The organism is Corynebacterium sp. KPL4015, from assembly GCF_040225725.1.
Classification (GTDB): Bacteria; Actinomycetota; Actinomycetes; order Mycobacteriales; family Mycobacteriaceae; genus Corynebacterium; species Corynebacterium rhinophilum.
The window spans coordinates 47675-59372 of sequence record NZ_JBEHGF010000006.1; the positions used below are offsets into that span (position 1 = coordinate 47675).

18 protein-coding genes are annotated in these 11698 nt (G+C 60.7%); 3 read left to right on the forward strand and 15 right to left on the reverse strand.

Translation table 11 applies throughout. From position 1 onward, the window contains the following. Positions 1 to 11: 11 nt before the first annotated feature. The 4 genes from ABRP64_RS03640 to ABRP64_RS03655 all read right to left on the reverse strand — a co-directional run bounded on the left by ABRP64_RS03640 (position 12) and on the right by ABRP64_RS03655 (position 3983). Complete coding sequence (locus tag ABRP64_RS03640; protein ID WP_349865486.1) at positions 12 to 839, reverse strand: ABC transporter ATP-binding protein; 828 nt, start codon at positions 837 to 839, stop codon at positions 12 to 14. Positions 840 to 923: 84 nt separating this feature from the next. Further along, positions 924 to 1958 (reverse strand): FecCD family ABC transporter permease, encoded by a 1035-nt coding sequence (locus ABRP64_RS03645; RefSeq protein WP_349865456.1) that lies wholly within the window; start codon positions 1956 to 1958, stop codon positions 924 to 926. 3 nt (positions 1959 to 1961) lie between these two features. Next, a complete protein-coding gene (locus ABRP64_RS03650; protein WP_349865458.1) occupies positions 1962 to 2960 on the reverse strand; it encodes a FecCD family ABC transporter permease in 999 nt (332 codons plus the stop codon). A gap of 75 nt (positions 2961 to 3035) precedes the next feature. Continuing rightward, positions 3036 to 3983, reverse strand: a complete 948-nt coding sequence (locus ABRP64_RS03655; protein WP_349865451.1) for an ABC transporter substrate-binding protein — start codon at positions 3981 to 3983, stop codon at positions 3036 to 3038. A 128-nt stretch (positions 3984 to 4111) separates the two neighbouring features. Between ABRP64_RS03655 and ABRP64_RS03660 the strand changes: the two genes are divergently transcribed. After that, complete coding sequence (locus tag ABRP64_RS03660) at positions 4112 to 4906, forward strand: siderophore-interacting protein (RefSeq protein WP_349865453.1); 795 nt, start codon at positions 4112 to 4114, stop codon at positions 4904 to 4906. 71 nt (positions 4907 to 4977) lie between these two features. Here ABRP64_RS03660 and rpsQ read toward each other — a convergent pair whose 3' ends face one another. The 11 genes from rpsQ to rpsJ are packed head-to-tail and all read right to left on the reverse strand — an operon-like array spanning position 4978 to position 10152. Then, positions 4978 to 5286 (reverse strand): 30S ribosomal protein S17, encoded by a 309-nt coding sequence (gene rpsQ, locus ABRP64_RS03665; protein ID WP_349865460.1) that lies wholly within the window; start codon positions 5284 to 5286, stop codon positions 4978 to 4980. 2 nt (positions 5287 to 5288) lie between these two features. Further along, positions 5289 to 5519: a 50S ribosomal protein L29 gene (rpmC, locus tag ABRP64_RS03670; RefSeq protein WP_005276944.1), complete on the reverse strand. Its 231-nt coding sequence runs from the start codon at positions 5517 to 5519 to the stop codon at positions 5289 to 5291. Then, positions 5519 to 5935, reverse strand: a complete 417-nt coding sequence (rplP, locus tag ABRP64_RS03675; RefSeq protein WP_005276943.1) for a 50S ribosomal protein L16 — start codon at positions 5933 to 5935, stop codon at positions 5519 to 5521. Before rplP ends, rpmC begins: the two co-directional genes overlap by 1 nt. A gap of 3 nt (positions 5936 to 5938) precedes the next feature. Continuing rightward, positions 5939 to 6685, reverse strand: coding sequence for a 30S ribosomal protein S3 (gene rpsC, locus ABRP64_RS03680; RefSeq protein WP_005276941.1), 747 nt, complete (start codon positions 6683 to 6685; stop codon positions 5939 to 5941). Then, a complete protein-coding gene (gene rplV / locus ABRP64_RS03685; RefSeq protein WP_005276938.1) occupies positions 6685 to 7047 on the reverse strand; it encodes a 50S ribosomal protein L22 in 363 nt (120 codons plus the stop codon). Before rplV ends, rpsC begins: the two co-directional genes overlap by 1 nt. A 3-nt stretch (positions 7048 to 7050) precedes the next feature. Continuing rightward, a complete protein-coding gene (rpsS, locus tag ABRP64_RS03690; RefSeq protein ID WP_005276936.1) occupies positions 7051 to 7329 on the reverse strand; it encodes a 30S ribosomal protein S19 in 279 nt (92 codons plus the stop codon). A 13-nt stretch (positions 7330 to 7342) separates the two neighbouring features. Then, complete coding sequence (gene rplB / locus ABRP64_RS03695) at positions 7343 to 8179, reverse strand: 50S ribosomal protein L2 (protein ID WP_005276935.1); 837 nt, start codon at positions 8177 to 8179, stop codon at positions 7343 to 7345. Between the two features lie 35 nt (positions 8180 to 8214). Next, the gene (rplW, locus tag ABRP64_RS03700; protein WP_005276934.1) at positions 8215 to 8517 is read right to left on the reverse strand and encodes a 50S ribosomal protein L23; all 303 of its coding nucleotides are present in this window, start codon (positions 8515 to 8517) and stop codon (positions 8215 to 8217) included. Then, positions 8517 to 9170, reverse strand: a complete 654-nt coding sequence (gene rplD / locus ABRP64_RS03705; RefSeq protein ID WP_349865462.1) for a 50S ribosomal protein L4 — start codon at positions 9168 to 9170, stop codon at positions 8517 to 8519. The genes rplW and rplD overlap by 1 nt, the downstream gene beginning before the upstream one ends. After that, entirely contained in the window at positions 9167 to 9823 is a 657-nt protein-coding gene (rplC, locus tag ABRP64_RS03710; RefSeq protein ID WP_284781928.1) for a 50S ribosomal protein L3, read from the reverse strand. Before rplC ends, rplD begins: the two co-directional genes overlap by 4 nt. A 23-nt stretch (positions 9824 to 9846) precedes the next feature. Beyond that, complete coding sequence (rpsJ, locus tag ABRP64_RS03715) at positions 9847 to 10152, reverse strand: 30S ribosomal protein S10 (protein WP_003848085.1); 306 nt, start codon at positions 10150 to 10152, stop codon at positions 9847 to 9849. Positions 10153 to 10863: 711 nt separating this feature from the next. On the opposite strand from rpsJ, the gene ABRP64_RS03720 reads away from it, so the two are divergent. Both ABRP64_RS03720 and ABRP64_RS03725 read left to right on the forward strand, forming a co-directional pair. Further along, complete coding sequence (locus tag ABRP64_RS03720) at positions 10864 to 11343, forward strand: Asp23/Gls24 family envelope stress response protein (RefSeq protein ID WP_005276899.1); 480 nt, start codon at positions 10864 to 10866, stop codon at positions 11341 to 11343. A 5-nt stretch (positions 11344 to 11348) separates the two neighbouring features. Further along, entirely contained in the window at positions 11349 to 11696 is a 348-nt protein-coding gene (locus ABRP64_RS03725; RefSeq protein ID WP_284770916.1) for a hypothetical protein, read from the forward strand. The last annotated feature ends 2 nt before the right edge of the window (positions 11697 to 11698 follow it).

Consider the following 11698-nt stretch of genomic DNA (forward strand, 5'->3'; position numbering starts at 1 on the left):
CGGGGGAGCGCTTACTTGTCGCTGGGGAGGACGCGGCGAGGGACGATAATGGGGGCATCACCAAGCGGGTCGTCCCAGGCTTCCGCCTCGATGCCATAGGCCTGCGCCAAGACCTTGGGGGCCAGCGCTTGCTTAGGTGCGCCGCGCGCGATGATATCGCCGACCTTCATCACCACCATGGAATCGGAGTAGTGGCCCGCGAGCATGAGATCGTGCAGGACCACAACCACCGTTTTGCCGGCGCGCGCCTGTGTTCGAGCCAGCTCCAGCATGCTCATGGCGTGGGCGGGGTCGAGGAAGGTCGTGGGTTCATCGAGAAGCAGCACCGGCGTATCTTGCGCCAACGCTAGCGCTAGCCAGACGCGCTGGCGCTGCCCACCCGATAGGGAGGCGATATCTCGATCGAGGAAGTCCACAATCTCCGTGGCTTCGCAGGCCTGGGCGATGATTTCTCGGTCCATAGGAGAAAGGCCGCGCATCCTGCCCTGATAGGGGTGACGCCCGCGCGCGACCAACTCGCCCACCCGCAATCCATCGGGGGCCACGGGGTGCTGTGGCAGCAGCGCCACCTGCTGCGCGGCTTCCTTCGCGTTCATCGCATGCAGGTCGACGTCCCCGACCATAACGCTGCCCTGCCGCGGGGCCAGGATTTTAGACAGCGTCTTGAGCAGCGTGGACTTGCCGCAGCCATTGGGCCCGATGAGCGTGGTGACCTCACCGGCGCGTGCATGCAGATCGACGCCGGCGAGGATATCCTCGCCGTCCTTATATCCCGCATGGACGCCGGTGGCCTGGAGGTTGCACCGGCGCTTCGAACGCGTGGGCTGATTATCCGTCATATCTTTTCCTTCATCCACGTACGAGTGTGTAGCACTTTGTGGTTGGCTCGTTTGTCTGATCCTCGCTGTGGCGCGCCACAGCGTTTAGGTGCGCCGGGCCGCATTCCACACCAATACCACCAGGGCGCAGCCGCCGATGACCGAGGAGACCGCACCCACCGGGGCGTTGACCGGAATCGCGCCGGCGATAACGGCGCACACGGTCAGCAGCGCCGCGCCCGCGGCTGCCGATGCCACCGGCGATGGCGTGGGTGTGCGCGCCACCATCCGCGCCAGGTGCGGGGCTAACAGGGCGATAAATCCAATGGGACCAACCACCGAGACCACCACGGCGCAGATACCGGTCGCCGCGATGAGCAGCAGGGCGCGCTGGCGGGAGATATTCACGCCCAGGGTGGTCGCAGAAGAATCATCGTGGGCAAGCAGCGGCAGCTCCCGCGCACACCAGATGCCTATGGCGAGAAACGGCGCTAATGCCACGAGTAAGGGCACGATGACCTCCATGCGCACAAACCCGGTCGAGCCCGCCAGCCACGTTTGCGCCTCGGCCGCGCGCTGGATCTGCGCGCTGCGCATCAAATACGCCACGACGGCTTGAAACATCAGCGATAAGGCAATGCCGACGATGACGATGCGGTTGCTCGTGCCGATGCCACCCAGGACGGCGAGGAGGATGACGACGAGGAGGGCACCGGTCATCGCCAAGCATGCCCGCCACCAGAAGTCCGGGATGCCGTCTGCGAAACCGGGGCGCGAATGCACGGTGCCCAGCACTACCAGGACCGATGCGCCGCCGGTCACGCCCAGGATATCTGGCGATGCCAGCGGGTTGCGGGCCATGGTCTGCGTCCATGAACCGGCCACGCCGAGGGCGGCGCCGACGATGACGGTGGCGATGGCAACAGGCAGGCGTAAGTCCCAGACCACCCTGATGTGGCTCTCGCTGCCGCCGCCGGTGAGCACATCGAGGACCTGCCGCGGGCTCAACTCCAAAGGCCCTTGCCCCAGCAACACCAGGTAGGCGCCAAAGGCGATAAGGCCGAATACCAGCGTCGATGCGAGCACGCGGACGTGCCTGCGACGCTGCTGCGCTTGCAGGGTACTGCTTATTGTTGTCATGCGTTATCGCCCCCACGCTCTGCCCACGCCGCGGTGAGCGCCCCAAATGAGGAAGGGCGCGCCCACGATGGCAAGCACGATGGACATCTCTAGCTCCGAGTTACCCACAATGAGGCGGCCGATGATGTCGGCGGCAAGCACGGCGCAACTGCCCAGGAGCGCGGAGGGCAGGATCATCGTGGCAACGCTGGGGCCAACCACCCGCCGCACGATGTGGGGAATGGCGAAGCCAACGAAGGCGATGGGACCCGTTGCCGCCGTTGCGCTGCCGGCTAGTACCACGACGCTCAGCGCCGCGCCCACCCGCGCGGTGGTGGGGGATCCGCCCAAGGCGAGCGAGGACTCCTCCCCCATGGCCAAAAGGTCAAGCGGCCTGGCCGCCATCGCCGCGCACGCTAGGCCAATGAGCAGGCCTATGCCCGCGATGGTGACGTCTTCTGGGCCGCGCCCGAAGGTTGAGCCGATGGTCCAGCGCCGCATGCTATCGAGGACGTCCGTGGAATACAGGCCGATGATCACCGCTCCCGATCCCAGAGCGGCGGAGACGCCAGCGCCGACCAGAATGAGCGTTAGCGGATCCTGAAACCGCCGGGAGACGGCCAGGACCAGCAGCGTGGTAATGCCCGCGCCGACAAGCGCGAGGGAGGTGCGCATGCCGGTGGTGGTAGCAATGCCAATGGCCGTGCCTAGGGCAACGAAGAACGACGCGCCTGCGGTAATGCCGATAAATCCGGGGTCCGCTAGCGGGTTCCTGGTCCACGATTGCGCCAAGACACCGGCGACGGCAAGGGCCGCGCCGGCGAAATAGGCCAAGAAGGTGCGCGGCATGCGCAGGTTCCACACGATATCGCGGATATCCTGCTCCCCCGCTCCGCGTAGCGCGGCGATGACCTCATCGGGCGGAATCGAACGCGAACCTAGCACCAAGGACGCCACCGCCAGCACGAGGCTGGCGAGGATGAGGGCAACGAGGAACGTCTTGCGACCCTTTCCCCGCGTCATCACCGGTGTGGCTGTGTGGCTTTCCGTTGTGGACCCCGTCTGGATTTTCTGGCCGCCTTGCGTGGTTGCTGACAATTACAGCTTCTCTTCAAACTTATCCATTGCCCACGGAATGGTCACTGGGTTCGGCATGCTCATGGCGTTGCCGGTATCCGTGTCCAGGTAGCGCACGCGCCCATCCTTGACAATATCCAGGCCCTGGAAGGTCTTATCCTTCTTCAAGACATCCGCGGAGCCGTTGTAGTCCAAGACGAAGAGGTGATCAACCTGGTTGAGCTTCGCGTAGTTTTCCGGGGCAATGTCAACGAAGAAGCTGCTGCCATCGCCCTGCAGCTCATCCGGGATCTCCATGCCTAGATCCTCGATGAACTGTCCGCGCCCGTCCTCATCGGTGTACAGGCCAATCTTGCCGTCATAAGGCATGACGATGGCCGCGGACTTGCCCTGCAATTCGGTGTGCTCGCGGCGGAATTCCTCGAAGGCCTTCTCGGTATCAGCGATAAGCTTATCGCCTTCGTCTTCCTTGTCAACGGCGTCCGCGATGGCCTCTACCTGGTCTTCCCAGGGAACCTGCCAGTCTTCATACTCATCCGGCTTGACGGTGGTCGGCGCGATCTCTTCCAAGGATTCCTTCGTGCGCGCATCCACTGCCTGGTTCACCGCAATGATCTTGGTGGGGTCTGCAGCGGTGATCTGCTCAAAGGTCTCCGCGGTAAAGCCCGTTGCGGTGTTGTAGATGACCTCCGGCTTTGCATCGCCCAGAAGCTTCTTTGCCCACGGGCCAACGCCGGAAGGATCGCCATCGCCCTCAGCGCCCCACGGCGCCACCGTCACGGGAGTAATACCCAGGGCGAGCAGCGTATCGGCATCACCCAAGCCCAGGCTAGCCACCCGCTCCTCGCTGGCTGCATCGGTGGACTGCGTGCTCTCATCGCCCTCACCGCGCGAGCAACCGGCTAATGCGACGGCTCCGACGGACAGCAGTGCCACAACACCCATGGTACGGCGCCCAAAAATCTTCATGAGGCTAGCCCTTTCAATCAAGGAGGAAAATAACGTTGCTCATCTTAGACGCCGGCCCAGTGCCTAGGCAAGGCTTAGCTTTGCAGGAGTATGTTGGGTGCATGAACTCCTCCCTACAATCGTCGCCGATGCCTGAACACCAACTGATTCCCGTTACCTTGGCCGCCAATAAACAGATCCGCCCGCGCCTGCACCGTTTGACGTTTCACGCCGAGGTCTTCCGGACGTATCAGCTCGTCGGCCCTGATGAATTCTTTGGCCTCGTCATGCCGCAAGCCGGGCAAGAATTCTCACCCTTCCCCGTCGACGGGGTCAATATCCGGGCAGCCGTTGCCGCTATAGGCGAAGAAACTAGGCCCGATCTGCGCTGGTACACCATTCGCGCGCTCCACCCTGAGGACGCCACAGTCGATGTCGACGTGGTGACCCACGGCGATTCCGGGCCCGGCTCGCGATGGATTCGGAACGCGCAGCCCGGCGATACAGCGGGGTTCTTTACCTGCAACGAGCTGTGGCAGCCAACCGAAGCACCACAACTATTGGTCGCCGATGCCTCCGCACTGCCGGCCCTGCGACATATCCTCGCCCACCAAGAGGGCCATGACCCGGCGATGCTCGCCCGTACTGACGTTATGGCCGTGGTAACTAGCGATGACGAGGTAGAGCCTGGGCTCGCGGCCAGGTGGGAGGCGAGCGTACGCAGCCTTCGCGTGATTCGCACCGAGCCGCACCAGGAAGCGGAATCTGTTGTTGCCGCGCTGAAAGCAGATTATGCCGGTGCGCCGGCACCAGGCTACGTGTGGGTTTCCGGCGAAGGGGACTTGGCGAAGAAGGTTCGGGGCCTCGCGGTGAAAGACTGGGGCCTTTCTTCAGACGACGTCACCTGGGTGCCCTACTGGTTCTATGGAAGAGCCCGGCCTTAAGGGCTCTAAAACAGCGAAGGGCCCCTGTATCGAACCAAATGGTCCGGTACAGGGGCTGCGCTGGCTAGGGTTTACTTAGCCTTCTCGATGATCTTTACGAGACGGAAGTGCTTGTCCTTGGACAGCGGGCGGGTCTCAGTGATACGTACGAGATCGCCTACGCCTGCGGTTTCTTCCTCATCGTGCGCCTTAACCTTCTTGTTAGAGCGCATGATCTTGCCGTACAGAGCGTGCTGCTTGCGGTCTTCCAACTCGACGACGATGGTCTTGGACATCTTGTCCGAGACGACGTAGCCGGTGCGGACCTTAGGAGCACCCTTGACCTTCTCCTTCTTCGGAGTTGGTCCCTTCTTGGATTCAGTCACGTTAGCCTCACTCATGATTAAGCCTCAGCTCCCGGAGCGACAGACAGGCCCAGCTCGCGCTCGCGCAGAACGGTGTAGATGCGGGCAATGTCGCGCTTAACCGTGCCGATGCGGCGGTTGTTGGTCAGCTGGCCGGTGGCCTTCTGGAAACGAAGGTTGAACAGTTCTTCCTTCGCATCCTTCAGACGGGTTTCCAGCTCTGCGTTGTCGAGCTCACGGAACTCGTGGGCGGGGGTACCGGTTGCCATTAGAACTGGTCCTCCTTCTTGATGATGCGGACCTTGCAAGGAAGCTTCTGGCCAGCGCGGCGCAGAGCCTCGATTGCAACAGCCTCAGTTGGGTAGCTCATCTCGAAAAGTACGCGGCCAGGCTTCACGTTAGCCACCCACTTCTCAACCGGGCCCTTACCGGAACCCATACGAACACCGAGTGGCTTCTGGGTCAACGGACGGTCCGGGAAGATGTTGATCCACACCTTGCCACCACGCTTAACGTGGCGGTTGATGGCAATACGTGCGGCCTCAATCTGACGGTTGGTGATGTACGCAGGCTCCAGTGCCTGGATTGCGTAATCGCCGAAGTTAATGCGGTTTCCGCCCTTGGACACGCCACGACGGCTCGGGCGGTGCTGACGGCGGTACTTAACACGCTTAGGAATCAGCATGGATTAGCCCTCCTGCTTCTGCTGTGCACGCTGGCGGCGCTGGCCACCGCGGCGGGAGCGACCATTGCGGTCACCGCGGCCACGGCCCTGTGCCGGAGCGTTCAGTTCGGACTCGCGTACGCCACCGACGACGTCACCCTTGTAGATCCACACCTTGATGCCGATGCGGCCGAAGGTGGTGTGGGCCTCTGCGGTGCCGTAGTCGATCTCGGCGCGAAGAGTGTGCAGCGGAACGCGGCCCTCGTGGTAGCGCTCGACGCGGGACATTTCTGCACCGCCCAAGCGGCCGGACAGCAAAATCTTGATGCCCTTAACCTGTGGCTGGCGCATAGCGGACTGGATAGCCTTGCGCATTGCACGACGGAATGCGACGCGGTTAACCAGCTGCTCCGCGATGGAGTGAGCAACCAGGGTTGCGTTTGCGTCTACCTGCTTGACCTCGAGGATGTTGAGGGCAACCATCTTGCCGGTGAGCTTTTCCAACTCGCGGCGGATGCGGTCAGCCTCAGCACCACGGCGGCCAATCACGATGCCCGGACGGGCGGTGTGAATGTCCACGCGGACGCGGTCACGGGTGCGCTCGATAACGATGTCGGCGATGCCGGCGCGCTCGAGGCCCTTGTTGAGGTAGTTACGAATCTTGATGTCTTCGGCTACGTAGTTCGCGTAGTCCTTATCCGCGAACCAGTGGGTCTTCCAGTCGGAAGTGATGCCCAAACGTAGGCCGTGAGGATGGATCTTCTGGCCCATTACTTGGCCCCTTCCTGCTGGCTTTCGACAACCACGGTGATGTGGCTGGTGCGCTTACGAATCATGAATGCACGACCCTGTGCACGCGGCTGGAAACGACGCATGGTCGGCCCCTCGTTGGCGTATGCCTCGGAGATGACCAGGGTGCGTGGGTCGAGGCCGAAGTTGTTCTCAGCGTTAGCGGCTGCGGAAGCAACGACCTTTGCAACTGGCTTGGAAGCACCCTGCGGTGCGTACTTCAGGATTGCCAAAGCTTCGCTTACGGACTTGCCGCGGACCAGATCGAGCACACGACGTGCCTTCATCGGGGTAACGCGGACGTAGCGGGCCGTGGCGGATGCGGAGGTGATGGTCTCACTCATCGCTTATCGACGTCCCTTCTTGTCATCCTTGACGTGACCCTTAAAGGTCTTGGTTGGTGCAAACTCGCCCAACTTGTGGCCGACCATGGAGTCCTCGATGAAGACCGGCACATGCTTGCGGCCGTCGTGGACGGCGAAGGTGTGTCCGATGAAATCGGGGAGAATGGTCGAGCGGCGAGACCAGGTCTTGATGACCTGCTTGGTGCCTGCATCGTTTTGAGCATCCACCTTGTTGAGGAGGTGCTCATCGACGAACGGGCCTTTCTTAAGGCTGCGTGGCATTGTTTACCTCCTCTTAGCGCTTCTTGTTCGGGCGACGACGGCGCACGATCATGTTGTTGGAGTAACGGTTCGGGTTGCGGGTGCGACCCTCCTTGTGACCCCATGGGGACACTGGGTGGCGACCACCGGAGGTCTTACCCTCACCACCACCGTGTGGGTGGTCAACCGGGTTCATAACCACACCACGGACGGTCGGGCGAACGCCCTTCCAACGCATGCGGCCGGCCTTGCCCCAGCGGATGTTCATCTGCTCGGCGTTGCCAACTTCACCAACCGTTGCGCGGCAACGGATGTCCACGCGGCGGATTTCAGAAGACGGCATACGCAGAACGGCGTACTTGCCTTCCTTACCCAGCAGCTGGATGGAAGCACCAGCAGAGCGAGCCAGCTTAGCGCCAGCGCCCGGCTTGAGCTCAACAGCGTGGATGGTCGAACCGGTCGGGATGTTGCGCAGCGGCAGGTTGTTGCCCACCTTGATATCTGCGTTCGGGCCGGACTCGACAACAGCACCCTGCTTCAGGCCCTTCGGCGCGATGATGTAGCGCTTCTCGCCATCTACGTAGTGCAGCAATGCAATGTTTGCGGTGCGGTTCGGGTCGTACTCGATGTGAGCGACCTTTGCCGGAATGCCGTCCTTGTCGTTACGACGGAAGTCGATCAGACGGTAACGGCGCTTGTGGCCACCGCCAATGTGGCGGGTGGTGATGCGGCCGTAGTTATTACGACCACCGGTTTTGCTCAGCGGGCGCAGCAGGGACTTCTCCGGAGTCGAGCGAGTGATCTCGTCGAACTCAGATACGGAGGATGCGCGGCGACCCGGAGTTGTCGGCTTGTACTTACGAATAGCCATAATTCTTCCTTTTCCTTTCGGCTCTCCGGTGGCGCTTAAGCGCCTGCGCCGAAGACGTCGATGGAGTCGCTGCCTTCACGGAGCGTCACGTATGCGCGCTTGGTGGACTTACGCTGACCGAAACCGGTGCGGGTGCGCTTACGCTTACCTGCACGGTTTACGGTATTCACGGAGTCGACCTTCACGTCAAAGATCTGCTCGACGGCATCTTTAATCTGGGACTTGTTGGAGTCTGGGGAGACGAAGAACGTGTAGACGTTCTGCTCCATCAGACCATAGGACTTCTCAGATACAACCGGGGCGATGATGACATCGCGCGGGTTAGAAATCTTAGCCATTAGTTCTCCTCCTTATCCGCGCCGATAGCGCGAGTGATGAAGGTGTGTAGCGCCTCAACGGAGAACACAACGTCATCGGAGTAGAGAACGTCGTAGGTGTTGAGCTGACCGGCGTCCAAGATCTGAACGTTCGGCAGGTTATTAGCGCTACGACGGGCGTTGATGTCCTCGCGGCCGATAACCAGCAGCACGTTGTCGCGCTCGGTCAGGGACTCGAGGAAAGCCTTGGCCGCCTTGGTGGACGGCTTCTGGCCTGGAACCAACTCTTCGATGACATGGATGCGCTCGTTGCGAGCACGGTCAGACAACGCACCGAAGAGAGCAGCCTTGATCATCTTCTTAGGGGTGCGCTGTGCGTAGCTACGTGGCTGCGGGCCGTGGACGGTGCCACCGCCGGTGTAGTGCGGCGCACGGATGGAACCCTGGCGCGCACGACCGGTGCCCTTCTGGCGGAAAGGCTTGCGACCACCACCGCGGACAGCGCCGCGGGTCTTGGTGGCGTGGGTGCCCTGACGAGCAGCAGCAAGCTGTGCGTTGACAACCTGGTGCATCAAAGCAACGGATGCCTCGGTGTCAAAGATTTCAGCCGGCAGGTCCACGGAGCCATTGGTCTTACCTTCGGAGGTGTGGACGTCTAGCTTGAGGTTGCTCATGCGTGTGCACCGCCCTTCACTGCGGTCTTAACGGTGACGAGGCCACCGCGCGCACCAGGGATAGCACCCTTGATGAGCAGCAGGTTGGACTCGACATCGACTTTCTGAATCTTCAGGTTTTGGGTCGTCACGCGGTCGTGGCCCATGCGGCCAGCCATGCGCTTGCCCTTGAAGACGCGGCCCGGGGTAGCAGCGCCACCGATACCACCAACGCGGCGGTGAGCGGCCTGGTTACCGTGAGCTGCGCCCTGACCCTGGAAGCCGTGGCGCTTCATAGCACCAGCGTAGCCGTGGCCCTTGGTCTGGCCGGTGACGTCAACGAAGGTGATGTCTTCGAAGATGTCTACCTTGACCTCTTGGCCAACCTCGTATGCGGAGGTGTCATCCATGCGGATTTCCGCAACGTGACGACGTGGGGTTACGCCAGCCTTCTTGAAGTGACCACCCTCAGGCTTGTTTGCCTTGCGTGGGTCAATCTCGCCAAAGGCGATTTGGATGGCACTGTAGCCATCGGTTTCGGGGGTGCGAATCTGGGTGACAACGCATGGCCCTGCTTCAACGACGGTAACCGGAACAACGCGGTTGTCATCGTCGAAGACCTGGGTCATGCCGAGCTTCTTGCCCAGAATGCCCTTGATCTCGTTTTCACTCATTATTAGTTCTCCACCAAAGTCGCTTACTGGATGTTCACGTCGACGCTTGCCGGAAGATCGATGCGCATCAAAGCATCAACGGTCTTCGGGGTCGGGTCGAGAATATCGATCAGGCGCTTGTGCGTGCGCATTTCGAAGTGCTCGCGAGAGTCCTTGTACTTGTGCGGAGAACGAATAACTGCGTACACGTTCTTCTCGGTTGGGAGCGGCACTGGGCCAACTACACGAGCACCCGTACGGGTAACGGTCTCGACGATCTTCTTTGCAGAAGCGTCGATTGCCTCGTGGTCATAGGCCTTCAGCCGAATGCGGATCTTTTGTCCCGCCACGCTTATCCTCTTCCTCGCTTCCCCACTTTCACATTCCCGGCGTTTCCGGGGCGTGAAGCGGTGGGAAATTGCTTCTCGATTTCTCTATAACGTTGTCCGGGCCTGGGGCCTGACACAACGCCAGTGGTCTGACTGTCATGACAACCAAGAGATACAGCACATGGCAAATGCCAGTCTGCAGTGCTCCTGACGGGGTACAAGACCCGTAGTCAAAGTATTGTGAAGAGGACGGTTTTCACGCATTACACGTGGAGAGTGTCCTATTCGCTAACTGCCGCTGTTTATTTGCCATGCCCCTTCTCCGGTCCATCGTCTCGGGGTGCCTCTGCTCTAGCGCGGACCTAGCCCGATCGGATGACCTTCCAGTCTGTGTTTCAGGAAAGCCCTGAGTCACGGTGACAACGAAGGTGTCATGTTCGCTTTACCAGCTCAGCGTCTCCCCGATGCGCACCGTATTTAAGACGGTCCGTTATCGGTTCGCGCTGCCCTGTTAAAGCAACCTAAGTATTTAAGCACGATGGGCTGGTGTTTTTCAAACCAACCTGGCAATAGTGCCAATAATCACGTTTTGGTAAATATTGTTGTCACAGACCCCACTTCAGCTTGGGCGGTAGGTATGCTCAAGGAAGGATTTTGAACCGTTGGTTCTTGGTCCTTCAATTTCGTATTGCGACCATGCAAGTCAATATTTAGGGAAAGGCCTTAAAGACGATGTCTGAGAACAACACTCCTGCAAAGCACTCTGAGAACAACGTTGCCGCTTCTGAAGAGCGCGAGGTAAACAACAACCTGGAGACTCAGTACGGCACCACCACCATTGATGACGTCGTTGTTTCCAAGATCGCCGGCATTGCAGCCCGCGAGGTTTCCGGCGTTGACTCCCTCGGTGGCGGCGGCGCTCGCATGATGGGCACCATCCGCGAGTCCTTCGGTGCATCCGAGGACGTACGCCAGGGTGTTGACGTAGAGGTAGAAAACGGCTCCGCAAAGATCGAGATTGCCATCACCGCTGAGTACGGTGTTGCTATCCACGAGCTGGCTGAGGCAATCCGCCGCAACATCATGAACGCTGTCGAGCGCATGACCGGCCTGACCGTAGAGCGCGTTGACGTTGTTGTTCACAACGTCAAGCTGCCGAAGGAAGACTCCGAGTCTGAGGAGCAGGCTGCACTGAACCAGGGCCAGGCATAAGAACAATGCCTGAACCCCGAGCACAATTTGAGCTCGAGGTAAGCCACGCTCACGCAATTGCGGAAGCGGTGCAAAAGCTCAACGGTGTCGCGGGCCTTGACGGCGGATCCTACGGCTCGGTGAGCCTACTCTTCCCGGGCGAAAGGGTTACCGGCATGCGCCGGCCCGATCCCCGCGACGATCGCCACCTGCAAATCAACGTCCGTGTTGATATCAGTGCGCAGCCTGATCTGTACCGCCTAGCGGAAGAAATCCGCTCGGCAGCCCGCAAGGCATGTACGGAGCTAGAACGCGTCGACGTTGAGTTTTCTGACGCCGTAGATGGCTTATCCGCTGCTCCCTCGAAGGATTAGAT